The following is a 19,268-nucleotide window of genomic DNA, read 5'->3' as shown; positions in this document are numbered from 1 at the left end:
AAGACCAATGGCGACGCTGACAGAAGATGATGTGCTTGAGCAACTGGACGCACAGGACAATTTATTGTCATTTATGAGAACTGCACATGTCATTTTGCTCCAGGGGATACGCCAGTTTCTGCCGTCGCTGTTTGTCGATAATGATGAAGAGATCGTGGAATATGCAGTGAAGCCGTTACTCGCTCAAAGCGGCCCGCTTGACGATATTGATGTTGCGCTACGTTTGATTTTTGCGCTGGGGAAAATGGACAAATGGCTGTATGCCGATATCACGCACTTTTCCCAGTTCTGGCATTACCTGAATGAACAGGATGAAACGCCCGGATTTGCCGATGACATTACCTGGGATTTTATCAGCAACGTCAATAGCATAACCCGCAATGCGACGCTCTATGACGCGTTAAAAGCGATGAAGTTCGCTGATTTCGCCGTCTGGTCAGAGGTGCGTTTTAGTGGGATGGTCAAAACGGCGCTGACGCTGGCAGTAACGACCACCTTAAAGGAATTAACGCCGTGAAAATTGACTTAACGGTGAATGGTCTGAAGGTACAGGCGCAGTACCCGAACGAAGAGATTGAAAATGTGCATAAACCGTTGCTGCGTATGCTGGCAGCCTTACAGACGGTAAATCCGCAGCGGCGTACCGTGGTTTTTCTTTGCGCTCCGCCGGGGATGGGTAAATCTACCCTAACCACTTTCTGGGAATATCTCGCGCAACAAGACCCGGAACTACCCGCTATTCAGACGCTGCCGATGGATGGTTTTCACCATTACAATAGCTGGCTGGATGCGCATCAATTGCGCCCCTTTAAAGGCGCACCAGAGACATTCGATGTGGCAAAGCTGGCGGAAAATCTGCGCCAGGTAATGGAAGGGGATTGTACGTGGCCGCAGTACGATCGACAAAAGCATGATCCTGTTGAAGATGCGTTGCACGTTACCGCACCACTCGTCATCGTCGAAGGAAACTGGTTGTTGCTGGACGACGAGAAGTGGCGGGCGTTGGCATCTTTCTGCGATTTTTCTGTTTTTATTCATGCCCCCGTTCAAATTCTGCGGGAACGCTTGATTAGTCGTAAAATTGCGGGGGGATTATCGCGGGATGAAGCTGAAGCTTTTTATGCCCGAACCGATGGTCCCAATGTCGAGCGTGTGCTGCTGAATAGTTGTCAGGCCAATCTGATATTAGAGATGACGGAAGAAGGCAGGTATCACTTCATAAGCTGACAATTTATTCCAGTTATTGCGTGGTTATTATTACGCCAGTCTGGAATAAAGCCTCCTACAAGAAGGGAAGAAAATGTGACGTAAGTCAGATAATTGTCTTCTTTGACTGGACAATCATTCCTTTTATTCCACGTTTCGCTTATTCTAGCTGAAGCGTTTCAGTCGATTAAATGTTCGACAATTAACCAATCAGTCGCAGTTTGCGACAGGTAAGGTTTCCCCGGACGATTTGCTGGATTACTCTGTTTGGCAAATTTGCTCAGGGAAAACCTTGCAGGAGATCTATGACCGTACGCGTAGCGATAAATGGCTTCGGTCGCATTGGGCGTAATGTGGTTCGTGCTTTGTATGAATCCGGACGCCGGGCGGAAATTACCGTGGTGGCAATCAACGAACTGGCGGATGCTGCGGGCATGGCGCATTTGTTGAAATATGACACCAGTCATGGCCGTTTTGCATGGGAAGTACGACAGGAACGCGATCAACTTTTTGTTGGTGATGACGCCATCCGCGTATTGCACGAACGTTCACTGCAATCGCTCCCATGGCGTGAACTTGGCGTCGATGTGGTTCTCGACTGCACCGGCGTATATGGCTCCCGCGAGCATGGCGAAGCACATATTGCCGCCGGGGCCAAAAAAGTGCTCTTTTCACATCCTGGTAGTAACGATCTCGACGCGACCGTGGTTTACGGCGTCAATCAGGATCAACTTCGTGCGGAACACCGCATCGTTTCTAACGCTTCCTGTACCACGAATTGCATAATTCCCGTCATCAAATTGTTAGATGATGCGTACGGTATTGAGTCCGGCACTGTGACCACAATTCACTCCGCCATGCACGATCAACAGGTTATTGATGCATACCATCCTGACCTGCGTCGCACCCGGGCAGCCAGCCAGTCGATCATTCCAGTCGATACTAAACTGGCCGCCGGTATCACACGATTTTTTCCGCAATTTAACGATCGCTTTGAAGCGATTGCGGTGCGTGTACCAACCATAAATGTGACGGCAATCGATTTAAGCGTGACGGTGAAGAAACCTGTAAAAGCCAATGAAGTCAACCTGTTGCTGCAAAAAGCAGCACAAGGTGCATTTCATGGTATAGTTGACTATACGGAATTGCCGTTGGTCTCTGTAGATTTTAACCACGATCCGCACAGTGCCATTGTCGATGGCACCCAAACCCGGGTCAGTGGCGCGCACCTGATCAAAACGTTGGTCTGGTGCGATAACGAATGGGGCTTTGCTAACCGAATGCTCGACACGACGTTAGCTATGGCTACTGTTGCTTTCAGGTAAGACGCAAGCAGCGTCTGCAAAACTTTTAGAATCAACGAGAGGATTCACCATGTCTGTAATTAAGATGACCGATCTGGATCTTGCTGGGAAACGTGTATTTATCCGTGCGGATCTGAACGTACCAGTAAAAGACGGGAAAGTAACCAGCGACGCGCGTATCCGTGCTTCTCTGCCGACCATCGAACTGGCCCTGAAACAAGGCGCGAAAGTGATGGTAACTTCCCACCTGGGTCGTCCTACCGAAGGCGAGTACAACGAAGAATTCTCTCTGCTGCCGGTTGTTAACTACCTGAAAGACAAACTGTCTAACCCGGTTCGTCTGGTTAAAGATTACCTCGACGGCGTTGACGTTGCTGAAGGTGAACTGGTTGTTCTGGAAAACGTTCGCTTCAACAAAGGCGAGAAGAAAGACGACGAAACCCTGTCCAAAAAATATGCTGCACTGTGTGACGTGTTCGTAATGGACGCATTCGGTACTGCTCACCGCGCGCAGGCTTCTACTCACGGTATCGGTAAATTCGCTGATGTTGCGTGCGCAGGCCCGCTGCTGGCAGCTGAACTGGACGCGCTGGGTAAAGCACTGAAAGAACCTGCTCGCCCGATGGTGGCTATCGTTGGTGGTTCTAAAGTATCTACCAAACTGACCGTTCTGGACTCCCTGTCTAAAATCGCTGACCAGCTGATCGTGGGTGGTGGTATTGCTAACACCTTTATCGCGGCACAAGGCCACGATGTGGGTAAATCCCTGTACGAAGCTGACCTGGTTGACGAAGCTAAACGTCTGCTGACCACCTGCAACATCCCGGTTCCGTCTGATGTTCGCGTAGCAACCGAGTTCTCTGAAACTGCACCGGCTACCCTGAAATCTGTTAACGATGTGAAAGCTGACGAGCAGATCCTGGATATCGGTGATGCTTCCGCGCAGGAACTGGCTGAAATCCTGAAGAATGCGAAAACCATTCTGTGGAACGGCCCGGTTGGCGTGTTCGAATTCCCGAACTTCCGCAAAGGTACTGAAATCGTGGCTAACGCTATCGCAGACAGCGAAGCGTTCTCCATCGCTGGCGGCGGCGACACTCTGGCAGCAATCGACCTGTTCGGCATTGCTGACAAAATCTCCTACATCTCCACTGGCGGCGGCGCATTCCTCGAATTCGTGGAAGGTAAAGTACTGCCTGCAGTAGCGATGCTCGAAGAGCGCGCTAAGAAGTAAAAAATCACAGGGCAGGGAAACCTGCCCTTGTTGCAGCGCGCTTTTAGAGCACGCATTTTTTCATACTCTAAATAATTCGAGTTGCAGGAAGGCGACAAGAGAGTGAATCCCCAGGAGCTTACATAAGTAAGTGACTGGGGTGAGCGAACGCAGACGCAGCACATGCAACTTGAAGTATGACGAGTATAAGGCCCGACGATACAGGACAAGAGACATGTCTAAGATTTTTGATTTCGTAAAACCTGGCGTAATCACTGGTGATGACGTACAGAAAGTTTTCCAGGTAGCAAAAGAAAACAACTTCGCACTGCCAGCAGTAAACTGCGTCGGTACTGACTCCATCAACGCCGTACTGGAAACCGCTGCTAAAGTTAAAGCTCCGGTTATCGTTCAGTTCTCCAACGGTGGTGCTTCCTTTATCGCTGGTAAAGGCGTGAAATCTGACGTTCCGCAGGGCGCTGCTATCCTGGGTGCGATCTCTGGTGCGCATCACGTTCATCAGATGGCTGAACATTATGGTGTTCCGGTTATCCTGCACACTGACCACTGCGCGAAGAAACTGCTGCCGTGGATCGACGGTCTGCTGGACGCAGGTGAAAAACACTTCGCTGCTACCGGTAAGCCGCTGTTCTCTTCTCACATGATCGACCTGTCTGAAGAATCTCTGCAAGAGAACATTGAAATCTGCTCTAAATACCTGGAGCGCATGTCCAAAATCGGCATGACTCTGGAAATCGAACTGGGTTGCACCGGTGGTGAAGAAGACGGCGTGGACAACAGCCACATGGACGCTTCTGCACTGTACACCCAGCCGGAAGACGTTGATTACGCATACACCGAGCTGAGCAAAATCAGCCCGCGCTTCACCATCGCAGCGTCCTTCGGTAACGTACACGGCGTATACAAGCCGGGTAATGTTGTTCTGACTCCGACCATCCTGCGTGACTCTCAGGAATATGTTTCCAAGAAACACAACCTGCCGCACAACAGCCTGAACTTCGTATTCCACGGCGGTTCCGGTTCTACTGCTCAGGAAATCAAAGACTCCGTAAGCTACGGCGTAGTGAAAATGAACATCGATACCGATACCCAATGGGCAACCTGGGAAGGTGTTCTGAACTACTACAAAGCGAACGAAGCTTATCTGCAGGGTCAGTTGGGCAACCCGAAAGGCGAAGATCAGCCGAACAAGAAATACTACGATCCGCGCGTATGGCTGCGTGCCGGTCAGACTTCGATGATCGCTCGTCTGGAAAAAGCATTCCAGGAACTGAACGCGATCGACGTTCTGTAAGATATTCCTTTCTGCTTATCTCAAGGCCCGCTCTGCGGGTCTTTTTTTCGCCAAAAGCAAAATTGCCTGATGCGCTACGCTTATCAGGCCTACACGTATCCTGCAATATATTGAATTTAAAGGCTTTTGTAGGTCTGGTAAGACGTTAAAGCCGCATCCAGTATGACAAATCGCACATTGCTATCTGTCTGAGGCCCGCTCTGCGGATCTTTTTTCACCAAAAGCAAGGTGATGCAGATGAGAAATCTGTGATCTATTTGGCAAAATTATGCTTTATTGTTTACCCTTGTCAGACTGCCCGTCATAAGGCGGCGGAGTGTATTTCTCCATTTTGAGTCAGTTGAAAAGGAATATTGAATGGAAGATTTGAATGTTGTCGATAGCATAAACGGCGCGGGGAGCTGGCTGGTGGCTAACCAGGCGCTGCTGCTAAGTTATGCAGTAAACATCGTGGCGGCACTCGCGATCATCATCGTTGGTTTGATTATCGCGCGGATGATTTCCAACGCGGTGAATCGCCTGATGATCTCCCGTAAAATCGATGCCACCGTTGCTGATTTTCTTTCTGCATTAGTCCGTTACGGAATTATCGCCTTTACGCTAATCGCTGCACTGGGCCGCGTGGGCGTACAAACAGCGTCAGTCATTGCTGTACTCGGTGCCGCCGGCTTAGCTGTTGGTCTGGCTTTGCAGGGGTCACTGTCTAACCTGGCCGCTGGCGTGTTACTGGTCATGTTCCGCCCGTTCCGTGCCGGAGAATATGTTGACCTCGGCGGCGTAGCCGGTACTGTGCTGAGCGTGCAGATTTTCTCCACCACCATGCGTACTGCAGACGGTAAAATTATCGTTATTCCGAACGGTAAAATTATTGCCGGGAATATTATTAACTTCTCCCGCGAGCCAGTTCGCCGTAACGAATTTATTATTGGCGTGGCGTATGATTCCGATATCGATCAGGTTAAGCAGATCCTGACCGATATTATCCAGTCTGAAGACCGCATTTTGAAAGATCGCGAAATGACTGTGCGTCTGAACGAACTTGGCGCATCGTCGATTAATTTCGTGGTCCGCGTCTGGAGCAAAAGCGGCGATCTACAAAACGTGTACTGGGATGTGCTGGAGCGTATTAAACGTGAATTTGATGCCGCCGGTATCAGCTTCCCATACCCGCAAATGGATGTGAACTTTAAGCGGGTGAAAGAAGACAAAGCTGCATAATCAACGCTGAGGCCAGATAATACTCTCTGGCCTCTCTCTTATTAGTTTTTCTGATTGCCAATTAATATTATCAATTTCCGCTAATAACAATCCCGCGATATAGTCTCTGCATCAGATACTTAATTCGGAATATCCAACGTGTTTTCTTATTACTTTCAAGGTCTTGCACTTGGGGCGGCTATGATCCTACCGCTCGGTCCACAAAATGCTTTTGTGATGAATCAGGGCATTCGTCGTCAGTACCACATAATGATTGCCTTACTTTGTGCTATCAGCGATTTGGTCCTGATTTGCGCCGGGATTTTTGGTGGCAGCGCGTTATTGATGCAGTCGCCGTGGTTGCTGGCGCTGGTCACCTGGGGCGGCGTAGCCTTCTTGCTGTGGTATGGTTTTGGCGCTTTTAAAACCGCAATGAGCAGTAATATTGAGTTAGCCAGTGCCGAAGTCCTGAAGCAAGGAAGATGGAAAATTATCGCCACCATGCTGGCAGTGACCTGGCTGAATCCGCATGTTTACCTGGATACTTTTGTTGTACTGGGCAGCCTTGGTGGGCAGCTTGACGTCGAACCAAAACGTTGGTTTGCGCTCGGGACAATTAGCGCCTCTTTCCTGTGGTTCTTTGGTCTGGCTCTTCTCGCAGCCTGGCTGGCACCGCGCCTGCGCACGGCAAAATCACAGCGCATTATCAATCTGGTAGTGGGATGTGTTATGTGGTTTATTGCCTTGCAGCTGGCGAGAGACGGTATTGCGCATGCACAAGCCTTGTTCAGTTAGGCGCTATCTGATGGAAAAATAAAACAGAGGCGCTAAGCTTGCCTCCAGAGGTCCTGAATTTTGGGCAAGTCAATTAACACGGAGAGACTAACGTGAAGTTCAAAGTTATCGCCCTGGCGGCATTAATGGGTATTAGCGGGATGGCAGCGCAGGCTAACGAATTGCCGGATGGACCGCATATTGTCACCTCCGGTACGGCAAGCGTGGATGCGGTGCCAGACATTGCCACTCTTGCGATTGAAGTCAACGTGGCCGCGAAGGATGCCGCTACTGCCAAGAAACAGGCGGATGAGCGCGTCGCACAATACATTTCCTTCCTTGAACTCAATCAGATCGCGAAAAAAGATATCAGCTCAGCGAACTTACGCACCCAGCCAGATTATGATTATCAGGATGGTAAAAGTATCCTGAAAGGCTACCGTGCTGTGAGAACGGTGGAAGTCACGCTCCGTCAGTTAGACAAACTGAATTCCTTGCTGGATGGTGCGCTGAAGGCGGGTCTTAACGAAATTCGTTCTGTATCGCTGGGCGTGGCGCAGCCGGATGCCTATAAAGACAAAGCGCGTAAGGCAGCGATTGATAACGCGATTCATCAGGCGCAGGAACTGGCGAACGGCTTTCATCGTAAACTAGGGCCGGTATATAGCGTGCGCTACCATGTTTCCAACTATCAGCCCAGCCCAATGGTGCGGATGATGAAAGCCGATGCCGCGCCGGTCTCAGCCCAGGAAACTTACGAGCAGGCTGCTATTCAGTTTGATGATCAGGTCGATGTGGTCTTCCAGTTAGAACCTGTGGATCAACAACCCGCTAAAACACCTGCCGCACAATAATACTTGTAGCCCGACGTATTGGTCGGGCTAATGCCTTTACCCGATATTGCCTCCTTTTTCTGTAATTTTCTGTAAAACCATGACGTAATCACCTATCTTTGCTCGCGGTTTCATCAAGGATAGGCTGACTGAAACGGTTAAGCGGACAAGGATGCGGGGGAGCGGGGATGGACATTTTTATTTCGAAAAAGATGCGCAATTTCATTTTATTAGCGCAAACCAATAATATTGCCCGGGCGGCAGAAAAAATCCATATGACGGCTTCGCCATTTGGCAAAAGCATTGCCGCGCTGGAAGAACAAATTGGCTATACGCTATTTACCCGCAAAGATAATAATATCAGCCTCAATAAAGCCGGGCAGGAACTGTATCAAAAACTGTTCCCGGTTTATCAACGGCTTTCTGCGATTGATAATGAAATCCATAACTCAGGACGTCGTTCACGAGAAATTGTGATAGGCATAGATAATACTTATCCGACCATTATTTTTGATCAGTTGATTAGTCTCGGAGATAAGTACGAAGGCGTGACCGCCCAGCCAGTTGAGTTCAGCGAAAACGGCGTTATCGATAATCTTTTTGACCGTCAGTTAGATTTTATAATCTCCCCACAGCATGTATCTGCACGAGTTCAGGAACTGGAAAACCTGACTATCAGTGAACTACCACCGCTGCGATTGGGCTTTCTCGTTTCTCGCCGTTATGAAGAGCGACAAGAGCAAGAGTTGCTTCAGGAGCTACCCTGGCTACAAATGCGCTTTCAGAACCGGGCCAACTTCGAAGCAATGATTGATGCGAATATGCGTCCTTGTGGGATCAATCCCACCATTATTTATCGACCTTACAGTTTTATGGCCAAAATCAGCGCCGTGGAGCGCGGACATTTTCTGACGGTGATCCCGCATTTTGCCTGGCGACTGGTGAATCCGGCAACGCTGAAATATTTTGATGCGCCGCACAGGCCGATGTATATGCAGGAATATCTTTATTCAATCAGAAATCATCGTTATACCGCCACGATGCTTCAGCATATTGCTGAAGATCGTGACGGGACGAGTCATTAACCCAGCATCGAGCCGGTTGCAATTAAATTACGGTGTAAATCGAAGACGTGGCTAAGATCGTGGTGAATATGTCCGCCGGGCGCATTTTCCAGATAGCGATGCAGATAATCCCGATACATAGGATGTGCACAATTATCAATGATGGTGCGGGCGCGTTGAAGCGGGGAAAGACCACGCAGATCGGCGATCCCTTGTTCGGTGATGATCACTTTGACGCTGTGTTCGCTGTGATCAACATGGCTGCACATTGGCACGACGGTTGAGATCTTACCTTCTTTAGCAATCGACGGGGCCATAAAGATCGACAGATACGCGTTGCGTTCAAAATCACCGCTGCCACCGATGCCGTTCATCAGATCGACCCCGGCTACGTGTGTTGAGTTGGCATGCCCGTAAATATCAAACTCCAGGCCGACGTTCAGAGCGATGACGCCCAGACGACGGATGATTTCCGGATTATTGGAAATCTCCTGCGGACGCAACACAATGCGGCTGGCAAAGTAATCCATATTGTCGTAAATCTTGCGCAGGGAATCGGCCGAGATAGTCAGGCTGGAGGCGCTGGCCCCGCTGATTTTGCCCGTTTCCAGTAAATGCACCACCGATTCCTGTAGCACTTCCGAATACATCATGAACGGAGGAATTTCCGGGTTTTCCCCTAGTCGCGCCATGACTGCATTATTGATATTGCCCACGCCACTTTGCAGCGGCAGAAATTCCGGCGGAATACGCCCATGCGCCATTTCCTGCAACAAGAACGTGATCACGTTATCGGCAATCTGCTGGCACATGGGATTTTGCTTATCCAGCATATTACCGGCGTCGGGCAAGTTGGTTTCCACGACGGCGACAATCTTTTTCGGATCGATTTGCACATAGCGGGTACCGACGCGATCCATTGCATGGAAGATCGACACGCTATTGCGCCGCGGTGGCGCGCCAGGAATCACAATATCCGCCAGTTCTGCAACGCGCGGATCGTGATAGTGATTGAGTTCAATGATCACTTTCTTCGCCCGCAGCAGCCAGGTCGGCGCATTACCGATCCCGCTGGTTAACCAGACTCGACCATCCGGTGCCAGTGCCGATGCTTCAATGACGGCAACATCAATTTCGCCGAAGAAACCGTAATTGACCATTTGCGCCACTTCGCTCAAATGCAGGTCAACGAAACTCACCGCGCCCTGATTGATCTTTTTACGTAAACCGGACGATGTTTGATATGGCGCACGCCAGGAAACAGCATCGGCGTCAGAAAGTACATCGTCAGCGGCGGCGCTGATTGACGCCCCCGTCAGTAGGCGGATTTGATACGGCTTTTTGGCCTCATGCTGTTCGTTAGCTCTGCGGGCAATGGCGGTGGGAAGGGCTTTCGGCGAACCCGCCGGGGTAAAGCCGCTAAATGCCACCATGTCGTTATGCTGGATAATTTCTGCCGCTTCATCGGCGGTCATCCTTGTCCACTGAGTTTCCATTTTTACTCCTTCGTTCGCAGGGATTAATGACCAACGAAATTAGGTTTACGTTTTTCGAGGAAAGCGTTCATCCCTTCCTGGTAATCTTCGCTGTCATAAACCGCGCGGCGCATCCCCTGAATACGTTCAAATTCATCGGAGTTCATGGTGTGCGCTTCGCCCAGTACACGCAGTTCTTCTTTGATAACGGCAATGGCTAACGGCGCTTTCTCAGAGATGTGGTGCGCCATTTGTAAGGTGAAATCTTCCAGTTCTTCCACTTCCACAACATGATTGAGGATGCCGACAGCCAGCGCGCGCTGGGCTGTGATTGGCGAAGCGGTAAAAATCAGCTCTTTGACAATGTGGAAGCCCGCGTCGCGGGTCAGGTTGTGAATGCCGACCAGGTTATACGGGACGCCGAGGTTTACAGGCGTCATTGAGAAGGTTGAGGTACTGGCGGCGATGATCAGATCGGAACTCATGATCATTTCAAATGCTCCCCCCCAAACACTACCTTCCACCATCGAAATGATCGGTTTCGGGAATTTTTGGATCATGCGGGTGATTTGACGCAACGGATCATCATAAGAGAGCGGATCGCGACCGCCAGACGGAAGTTCGTGAATATCGTGACCTGCGGAGAAGACTTTGGATCCACTCGGCGCGCGCAAAATGATACAGCGAATTTCCGGCCGGTTGAGATCGCTTAATGCCTGCATAAGATCATCAATAAAGACTTTACTTAAGGCATTAAGTTTTCGGCCATAGTTAAACTCAATGACCGCCACTTTGTTGATAGTGACAACGTTCACATACTGATAAGACATAAAAATTCCTTTAATCAAAATATTGCGTCTGGATAAATTCACTGAGCTGTCGCAGGCCGGTGCGCGGTGAGAGCGTATTGTTTTTGACCGCTAAAAGCGTCTGGCGGTAATAGCGATCGAAATCTTCATTCGCGAACAGGTGATTCAGTACTTCTTCTTCGGTTTGTTTACGCAGCCATTCAACCGATTGTTGTTGCCGCACTTGCTGTAAACGACCACTGGCAGTTAGCGCGGTTTTGAAGTCGATGATGGCGTGCCAGATCTCATCGATTCCACGCTTTTCCAGTGCGCTACAAGTCAGAACTCGTGGCTGCCATTCGTCGTATTTACGTCGCAGAATATGCAGGGCACTCTCGTACATATGCCGGGCAATGGCGACATTGGTATGGTTATCGCCATCGTCTTTGTTGATAACGATCAGATCTGCCACTTCCATCAGCCCCTTTTTAATCCCCTGCAGATCATCGCCGCCACCGGCAATTTGCAACGAGATAAAACAGTCCACCATGCGGGCGACTTCCGTTTCCGACTGTCCGACGCCAACCGTTTCGACAATCACTACGTCATAACCCGCCGCTTCGCATAACAGCATTAATTCCCGCGCTCGCTGACTGGCACCGCCCAGATGGCCGGAGGAGGGTACCGGGCGAATAAACGCCGCCTCGGCACGCGCCAGGTCATTCATGCGGGTTTTATCTCCGAGAATGCTACCGCCAGTGACCGGGCTGCTGGGATCGACCGCAATAACCGCAACCTTTAGTCCCTCACGAATCAACAACATGCCAAAGGCTTCAAGAAAGGTACTTTTCCCCGCGCCGGGTGTGCCGGTAACACCCAGTCGCAGGGCGTTACCACAGAACGGCATAATGGCATCAAGCAGTTGCGTACTTAGCGCCTGATGACGCGGGTGACGGCTTTCCACCAGCGTCATGGCCTGGGCGAGCGTGGCACGCTCACCCTGACGTAAGCGGCGAATACTTTCTGCCAGCGTGGCTTCATTAATCATGATGCTGGCTTATCAGATTCAGTACGTCGCGCACGCTGTCGAGCATAGGCGTACCTGGACCATAAATCGCCGCCACGCCGCGCTCCTGCAGGAAGGCGTAATCCTGCGGCGGAATGACGCCACCCGCGACCACGCAGATATCTTCGCGTCCCCATTTTTTCAGCGCTTCGACCAGTTCCGGGATCAGCGTTTTATGACCGGCAGCCAGTGAAGATGCGCCCACTACGTGAACGTCGTTTTCTACTGCCAGGCGAGCGATCTCTTCAGGTGTAGAGAACATCGGGCTTAAATCTACGTCGAAACCGAGATCGGAATAGGCGCTGGCGATCACTTTCGCGCCGCGATCGTGCCCATCCTGGCCCATTTTGGCGATCAGAATGCGCGGGCGACGACCATTGTCGGCAAGGAACTGCTCCGTTTGCGCAACAATGGCATCGAACTCGGAGGCCGATTTCTCAGACTGATGATAGCTTTGCGCAATCACGCCGGTAACACACTGGCTTGGCACCAGATAACGGTCGAAAGCGGCTTCCAGCGCATCGGAAATTTCACCCAGGGTGGCGCGAACGCGAGCGGCATTAACAGCGGCAGCCAGCATGTTTTCGTTGTGCTGTGCGGCGTGAGTCAGGGCGTTCAACGCGGCGGTTACGGCGGCATCATCACGGGTGGCGCGAATGCGTTCCAGCGAAGCAATTTGCTCGTTACGCACCATCACGTTGTCGATCTCAAGTACATCGGTTTCGTCTTCGTGATCCAGTTTGTACTTGTTGACACCAACGATGACACGCTTGCCCTGGTCGATCAACGACTGTTCGCGCGCGGAGGCCTCTTCGATCATTCGTTTTGGCAGACCTGCTTCGATCGCTTTCGCCATGCCACCGGCTTCGTCGATCTGTTGGATAATGGCTCTGGCTTGTTTGACGATTTGATCGGTCAGCGATTCAACGTAATAGGATCCGGCCAGTGGATCGACGGTGCGGCAGAGTTCTGATTCTTCCTGAATGATGATCTGGGTATTGCGGGCAATGCGTGCTGAGAAATCGGTAGGCAAACCAAGCGCTTCATCAAAGGCGTTGGTATGCAGTGACTGAGTACCGCCCAGCGTTGCAGCCAGTGCTTCAATGGTGGTGTGGATAACGTTGTTATACGGATCCTGTTCAGTCAGGCTCCAGCCTGAGGTCTGGCAGTGGGTACGCAGCGCCAGTGATTTCGGATCCTGTGCGCCAAATCCACTGACCGCTTCGCTCCATAAATAACGTGCCGCACGCAACATGGCGACGTTCATAAACAGATCCATGCCAATGCCGAAGAAAAACGACAGGCGAGGAGCGAAGTCATCAATTTTCAGCCCAGCGGAGATTGCTGCTTTGATGTACTCAATCCCATCAGCGAGCGTAAATGCTACCTGCTGCACGCAGTTGGCACCCGCTTCACCCATATGGTAACCGCTGATACTGATGGTATTAAATCGCGGCATGTTGCCGGAACACCAGGCGATGATGTCTGCGATAATACGCATTGACGGTTTTGGCGGGTAAATATAGGTGTTGCGGCAAAGATACTCTTTGAGGATATCGTTTTGAATGGTGCCGGTCAGTTTATCGGGTGTAACACCTTGCTCTTCTGCGGCGACAATATAAAACGCCAGTACTGGTAGTACTGCGCCATTCATGGTCATCGAAACCGACATTTTATCCAGCGGGATCTGGTCGAACAGGACTTTCATATCTTCCACGGTGTCGATGGCGACGCCCGCTTTGCCGACGTCACCCGCAACGCGCGGGTTATCGGAGTCGTAGCCACGGTGGGTGGCAAGGTCAAACGCAACGGAAAGACCTTTTTGCCCGGCGGCCAGGTTACGGCGATAAAAAGCGTTGGACTCTTTTGCTGTTGAAAAACCAGCATACTGACGGATGGTCCACGGTTGGGCAGTATACATAGTGGCACGCGGGCCACGAACGTAGGGCGGCAAACCAGGAAGGGTACCTGTCACCTCCAGATTATCGAGATCTGCTTCGGTATACAGCGGCTTGATGGCGATCCCTTCCGCGGTTTGCTGAACCAGCGAGTCGACAGTTTTCTCCCGACGACTCAATTCCTTGTTGGCAATCTGTTGCCACTCCTGCACGTTAGACATTATTTGCTCCATAAAACGCAATCAAAATGAGGGTATTTGCGCTTACGGTGAGCTTTTTACGTGGGTTTGTCGCCAGCAAAAAAAATGCATTCAGACGTCGTTTTTTGCCGCCTGAGATTTGTCTATTTTGTGATGTGATTCAAGGAATACAAAAAGAACTGGAGGTGATGCCTGGTATGTATTACCAGGCATTATTTGATGGATTATTCCTGACGAAGAACTTTGTGACCATAATCGAGCAACGCATCAGTGACTTTACGCATCATGCGGCTTTCAGGAGCAAAGCGGTGCCAGTAGAGCATCCGGCGTTGAAATAGCCCTGGCGTTAAGTCAATCAGTTCGCCGCTGGCCAGTTCTTTCTCGATTTGCAGATGTGGGATCATACAGCAGGTGGTCCCCTGACGAGCAAGTTGCACGAACGCTTCTGAAGAATTAACGATATGGCAGGGTACGCTGCCTGGAGGCAGATCAAAGTTTTGCTGCAAAAAGGCCTGGTGCATATCATCAAGATGGTCAAAGGCGACCACTGGCGCTTTCAGTAATGCCGAACGCGTTACGCCGTTAGGGAAATATTTTTCGGCGAACGGTTTTGAGCTGACGAACAGATAGTCGAGCGCACCGAGCTTATCGACAAGACAACTCGGTAGCGCCTGATGTTGAATACTCACCGCGCCGACCACTTCGCCGCGACGCAGACGTTCCTGAGTGCGGGTTTCATCTTCTACCTGCAAGTTGAGGCGGATAGGCGAATCAGCTAACACAGGAGCCAGCGCCGGAAGCAACCACGTCGCCAGACTGTCAGCGTTGACCGCCAGTGAAAGCAGCAGCGGAGTTGAACCGGTTTGTTCATCGCCCAGCCACTCTTCTTCCAGTAACTCCACCTGGCGTAGCAGTGCCAGCAGTTTTTGCCCTTGTTCCGTCGGGCGCGGCGGTACGGTACGCACCAACAGCGGCTGCCCGAACATATTTTCCAGTTGCTTAATGCGCTGTGAGACGGCTGATTGTGTAATGCACAGCTTTTGTGCCGCGCGCTCAAATCCTCGTTCACGTATCACCGCATCCAGTGCCTGTAATGTTCTGTAGTCCGGGCGTTTCATTGCTGTTGTCTGCTCCTGGTAAATGCTTTTTCCTGCACTATGACACAATTTTGCGTCAGGTTGCATATACCGAAGCCGTCGGCGGGTACATTTGTATCAGTGGTTAAACACGCAGCTTAAAAGATCAGGGATTTGCGCTATTGCATTTCGCTCAGCGAGTTCGCGCCCTGGAGCGGCATACCCAGACCTTTATATGCTTTGTTTGCGGGGCGAAAGGGGATGCCCGCTATTGCACGATATTTTATGGATGAGGTAACCACGCGACTTGCCAACGGGGTCTGAATCGCTTTTTTTGTATATACTCGTCATACTTCAAGTTGCATGTGCTGCGTCTGCGTTCGCTCACCCCAGTCACTTACTTCTGTAAGCTCCTGGGGATTCACTCTCTTGTCGCCTTCCTGCAACTCGAATTATTTAGAGTATAATGCGTGTGAAATTTCATACCACAGGCGAAACGATCATGACGCAGGATGAATTGAAAAAAGCAGTAGGATGGGCGGCACTTCAGTATGTTCAGCCCGGCACCATTGTTGGTGTAGGTACAGGTTCCACCGCCGCACACTTTATTGATGCGCTTGGCACGATGAAAGGCCAGATTGAAGGGGCTGTTTCCAGTTCGGATGCGTCCACTGAAAAACTGAAAAGCCTCGGCATTCACGTTTTTGATCTCAACGAAGTCGACAGCCTTGGCATCTACGTTGATGGCGCAGATGAAATCAACGGCCACATGCAAATGATCAAAGGCGGCGGCGCAGCGCTGACCCGTGAAAAAATCATTGCTTCGGTTGCGGAAAAATTTATCTGTATTGCAGACGCTTCTAAGCAGGTTGATATTCTGGGCAAATTCCCGCTGCCAGTAGAAGTTATCCCGATGGCACGTAGTGCAGTGGCGCGCCAGCTGGTGAAACTGGGCGGTCGTCCGGAATACCGTCAGGGCGTGGTGACCGATAACGGCAACGTGATCCTCGACGTCCACGGCATGGAAATCCTTGACCCGATAGCGATGGAAAACGCCATAAATGCGATTCCTGGCGTGGTGACTGTTGGCTTGTTTGCTAACCGTGGCGCGGACGTTGCGCTGATTGGCACACCTGACGGTGTCAAAACCATTGTGAAATGATCTGACGGGGGAACCTCCCCCGTTAAAAAAATTCTCTTCATTAAATTTGGTGACATGTGTCACGTTTTTACCTGGCTATTGTCGATTGCTCTAAATAAACCCTCTAAACCAGCATATTCATCCAAGAAAAACCTTTGCGTGATATTTCCTCAACATCGCGACGCAAACGTTCATATTGCCGCAATATTATTTTTTGATATGTTGAAAGGCGGATGCAAATCCGCACACAACATTTCAAAAGACAGGATTGGGTAAATGGCAAAGGTATCGCTGGAGAAAGACAAGATTAAGTTTCTGCTGGTAGAAGGCGTGCACCAAAAGGCGCTGGAAAGCCTTCGTGCAGCGGGTTACACCAACATCGAATTTCACAAAGGCGCGCTGGATGATGAACAATTAAAAGAATCCATCCGCGATGCCCACTTCATCGGCCTGCGATCCCGTACCCATCTGACTGAAGACGTGATCAACGCCGCAGAAAAACTGGTCGCTATTGGCTGTTTCTGTATCGGAACAAACCAGGTTGATCTGGATGCAGCTGCAAAACGCGGGATCCCGGTATTTAACGCACCGTTCTCCAATACGCGCTCTGTTGCGGAGCTGGTAATTGGCGAACTTCTCCTGCTATTGCGCGGCGTACCGGAAGCCAACGCTAAAGCACACCGTGGTGTCTGGAACAAGCTGGCAGCTGGCTCTTTTGAAGCGCGCGGCAAAAAGCTGGGTATCATCGGCTATGGTCATATTGGTACACAGTTGGGCATTCTGGCTGAATCGCTGGGAATGTATGTTTACTTTTATGATATTGAAAACAAACTACCGCTGGGCAACGCCACTCAGGTACAGCATCTTTCTGATCTGCTGAATATGAGCGATGTGGTGAGTTTGCATGTGCCAGAGAATCCGTCCACCAAAAATATGATGGGCGCGAAAGAGATTTCGCTAATGAAGCCCGGCTCGTTGCTGATTAATGCCTCGCGCGGAACGGTGGTGGATATTCCGGCGCTGTGTGACGCGCTGGCGAGCAAACACCTGGCAGGTGCGGCAATCGATGTCTTTCCGACGGAACCGGCGACCAACAGCGATCCGTTTACCTCTCCGCTTTGCGAGTTCGACAACGTCCTTCTGACGCCACATATTGGCGGTTCGACTCAGGAAGCGCAGGAGAATATCGGCCTGGAAGTTGCGGGTAAATTGATCAAGTATTCTGACAATGGCTCAACGCTCTCTGCAGTGAACTTCCCGGAAGTCTCGCTGCCACTGCACGGTGGGCGTCGTCTGATGCACATCCACGAAAACCGTCCGGGCGTGTTAACTGCGCTGAACAAAATCTTCGCCGAGCAGGGCGTCAACATCGCCGCGCAATATCTGCAAACTTCCGCCCAGATGGGTTATGTGGTTATTGATATTGAAGCCGACGAAGACGTTGCCGAAAAAGCGCTGCAGGCAATGAAAGCTATTCCGGGTACCATTCGCGCCCGTCTGCTTTACTAAATCCCCTTCTCTGAAAATCAACGGGCAGGTCACTGACTTGCCCGTTTTTTTATCCCTTCTCCACACCGTTGCCGCATTGCGCATTCTACTTTGCGAGTCTGCTCCAGAAAATAAATCAAAGTCAGATCAATGCGTTGTGTTTATTTAATGGGGATTTACGATGGCAGGGCAGCATGGGGCTGTAACGGTAAAGCCCTCACCGAAGCGAGGGCTTGAAGGAGAAGGGTTATGATGCGACTTGTCATCATACTGATTGTACTGTTACTCCTAAGTTTCCCAGCTTATTAACAGTCAGTCTCAGGGGAGGAGTCATCCTCCCTTACCCTTACTCACTAAACTAGGTCAAAGAATCAACGATGTCAATCAGGGCGATGCAGGTGTGTCGCCCTCACCACTCCCAGACTTTCGACGGTGTAACCACCGCAGGAAGAGGGATATCCCACTTCTCCACCGGCAGTTTTTCTACTAACTGGCAATCATGCGCATAACCTATCGGTTGTATTTTGTAGCGCTGCCAGTTTTGTAAGGTCCGATCATAAAAACCACCGCCCATTCCCAGGCGCTGACCGTACTCATCAAAGGCGACCAGCGGTGTGATCAACACGTCTAATCGGGAAAGGGGTAGCACGTCACGCACATCCAGTTTTGGCTCATGGATCTTCAACCTGTTCATCACCAGTTCGCTTTGCGGATGGTAATTCAGGAACAGCAAATTACCGGCACTAAAGGGATGCAAAACTGGAAGATATACGCGCTTACCGGCGCGCCAGAGTTGTTCTATGAGTGGCTGGGTGTCGAGTTCGCCATCAAAAGAGAGGAATACAGCGACCGTATGCGCCATCACCACCGGGGGATACGTCATCATCCGGGTAGCAGCTTGTTGACCCATTTCTTGCTGTTGTTTCGGCGTTAACGCACGACGACGTTGCCGAATCATTTTGCGGATTTCTTGTCGAGATAATGTCAGTGGGATTTCTGGTAGTTGCGTCATGGCTGGTGCCAGATAAGAAGGGAATCTCCGAGATGCCGCCGCAGGCTGTAACCCTTGAACCCTTGGTTCAAGGTGAATGTGTCGTCACAGTTTTAAGGCTTCTCGGACGGACCGAGCATGCTCACCAACCGCGGAGCGCCACATTCTTGTGGTATGAAATATCGGCTCAGGGGACTGGCCCGCTTGCGAACATCTCAGAGAAATTTTGTCTTCACGGT

18 protein-coding genes and 1 other RNA gene are annotated in these 19,268 nt (G+C 50.8%); 12 read left to right on the top strand and 7 right to left on the bottom strand.

The window, feature by feature from the left end:
- Positions 1–7: 7 nt before the first annotated feature.
- The 9 genes from fumE (at position 8) to srsR (ending at position 8,927) form a co-directional block, all read left to right on the top strand.
- Complete coding sequence (gene fumE / locus QUF14_RS18585; protein ID WP_000224160.1) at positions 8–517, top strand: fumarase E; 510 nt, start codon at positions 8–10, stop codon at positions 515–517.
- The gene (locus QUF14_RS18580; protein ID WP_000687214.1) at positions 514–1,227 is read left to right on the top strand and encodes a nucleoside/nucleotide kinase family protein; all 714 of its coding nucleotides are present in this window, start codon (positions 514–516) and stop codon (positions 1,225–1,227) included. Before fumE ends, QUF14_RS18580 begins: the two co-directional genes overlap by 4 nt.
- A 284-nt stretch (positions 1,228–1,511) precedes the next feature.
- Positions 1,512–2,531 (top strand): erythrose-4-phosphate dehydrogenase, encoded by a 1,020-nt coding sequence (gene epd, locus QUF14_RS18575; RefSeq protein WP_000218480.1) that lies wholly within the window; start codon positions 1,512–1,514, stop codon positions 2,529–2,531.
- A 49-nt stretch (positions 2,532–2,580) separates the two neighbouring features.
- On the top strand, positions 2,581–3,744 hold the full coding sequence (gene pgk / locus QUF14_RS18570) for a phosphoglycerate kinase (protein WP_000111269.1): 1,164 nt from the start codon (positions 2,581–2,583) through the stop codon (positions 3,742–3,744).
- 214 nt (positions 3,745–3,958) lie between these two features.
- A complete protein-coding gene (fbaA, locus tag QUF14_RS18565) occupies positions 3,959–5,038 on the top strand; it encodes a class II fructose-bisphosphate aldolase (RefSeq protein WP_000034372.1) in 1,080 nt (359 codons plus the stop codon).
- 357 nt (positions 5,039–5,395) lie between these two features.
- Entirely contained in the window at positions 5,396–6,256 is an 861-nt protein-coding gene (gene mscS / locus QUF14_RS18560; protein ID WP_000389814.1) for a small-conductance mechanosensitive channel MscS, read from the top strand.
- Between the two features lie 138 nt (positions 6,257–6,394).
- A complete protein-coding gene (argO, locus tag QUF14_RS18555) occupies positions 6,395–7,030 on the top strand; it encodes an arginine exporter ArgO (RefSeq protein ID WP_000493350.1) in 636 nt (211 codons plus the stop codon).
- A 92-nt stretch (positions 7,031–7,122) separates the two neighbouring features.
- Positions 7,123–7,863 carry an oxidative stress defense protein gene (locus tag QUF14_RS18550; RefSeq protein ID WP_000669834.1) on the top strand — a complete coding sequence of 247 codons (741 nt, stop codon included), beginning with the start codon at positions 7,123–7,125 and terminating at the stop codon, positions 7,861–7,863.
- Between the two features lie 167 nt (positions 7,864–8,030).
- Entirely contained in the window at positions 8,031–8,927 is an 897-nt protein-coding gene (gene srsR, locus QUF14_RS18545; RefSeq protein WP_000350807.1) for a LysR family transcriptional regulator SrsR, read from the top strand.
- On the opposite strand, the gene scpC is transcribed toward srsR, so the two are convergent.
- The 5 genes from scpC to argP all read right to left on the bottom strand — a co-directional run bounded on the left by scpC (position 8,924) and on the right by argP (position 15,451).
- Positions 8,924–10,402, bottom strand: coding sequence for a propionyl-CoA:succinate CoA transferase (gene scpC / locus QUF14_RS18540; protein ID WP_100733869.1), 1,479 nt, complete (start codon positions 10,400–10,402; stop codon positions 8,924–8,926). The genes srsR and scpC overlap by 4 nt on opposite strands.
- A gap of 23 nt (positions 10,403–10,425) precedes the next feature.
- Complete coding sequence (gene scpB / locus QUF14_RS18535; RefSeq protein WP_000122080.1) at positions 10,426–11,211, bottom strand: methylmalonyl-CoA decarboxylase; 786 nt, start codon at positions 11,209–11,211, stop codon at positions 10,426–10,428.
- Between the two features lie 10 nt (positions 11,212–11,221).
- On the bottom strand, positions 11,222–12,217 hold the full coding sequence (meaB, locus tag QUF14_RS18530) for a methylmalonyl Co-A mutase-associated GTPase MeaB (protein WP_000606507.1): 996 nt from the start codon (positions 12,215–12,217) through the stop codon (positions 11,222–11,224).
- Positions 12,210–14,354, bottom strand: a complete 2,145-nt coding sequence (scpA, locus tag QUF14_RS18525; RefSeq protein WP_100733870.1) for a methylmalonyl-CoA mutase — start codon at positions 14,352–14,354, stop codon at positions 12,210–12,212. The genes meaB and scpA overlap by 8 nt, the downstream gene beginning before the upstream one ends.
- 203 nt (positions 14,355–14,557) lie before the next feature.
- Entirely contained in the window at positions 14,558–15,451 is an 894-nt protein-coding gene (gene argP / locus QUF14_RS18520) for a DNA-binding transcriptional regulator ArgP (RefSeq protein WP_001360955.1), read from the bottom strand.
- 460 nt (positions 15,452–15,911) lie between these two features.
- Here argP and rpiA point away from each other — a divergent pair, with 460 nt between their 5' ends.
- From rpiA to QUF14_RS18505, 3 genes are all read left to right on the top strand, one after another.
- On the top strand, positions 15,912–16,571 hold the full coding sequence (rpiA, locus tag QUF14_RS18515; protein ID WP_000189743.1) for a ribose-5-phosphate isomerase RpiA: 660 nt from the start codon (positions 15,912–15,914) through the stop codon (positions 16,569–16,571).
- Positions 16,572–16,826: 255 nt separating this feature from the next.
- Entirely contained in the window at positions 16,827–18,059 is a 1,233-nt protein-coding gene (serA, locus tag QUF14_RS18510) for a phosphoglycerate dehydrogenase (protein WP_001151604.1), read from the top strand.
- Positions 18,060–18,287: 228 nt separating this feature from the next.
- Complete coding sequence (locus QUF14_RS18505; protein WP_071988178.1) at positions 18,288–18,347, top strand: type I toxin-antitoxin system Ibs family toxin; 60 nt, start codon at positions 18,288–18,290, stop codon at positions 18,345–18,347.
- Positions 18,348–18,447: 100 nt separating this feature from the next.
- On the opposite strand, the gene QUF14_RS18500 is transcribed toward QUF14_RS18505, so the two are convergent.
- Positions 18,448–19,050, bottom strand: a complete 603-nt coding sequence (locus QUF14_RS18500) for a 5-formyltetrahydrofolate cyclo-ligase (protein WP_000192739.1) — start codon at positions 19,048–19,050, stop codon at positions 18,448–18,450.
- Positions 19,051–19,070: 20 nt separating this feature from the next.
- Positions 19,071–19,254, bottom strand: a non-coding RNA gene (gene ssrS, locus QUF14_RS18495) — 6S RNA.
- Positions 19,255–19,268 lie beyond the last annotated feature (14 nt).

Origin of the sequence: Escherichia sp. HH091_1A, from assembly GCF_030295175.1 — a bacterium.
GTDB classification, from domain to species: domain Bacteria; phylum Pseudomonadota; class Gammaproteobacteria; order Enterobacterales; family Enterobacteriaceae; genus Escherichia; species Escherichia coli_F.
The sequence above is the reverse complement of the archived record's forward strand: the minus strand, read 5'-3'. Positions and strand labels throughout refer to the sequence as shown.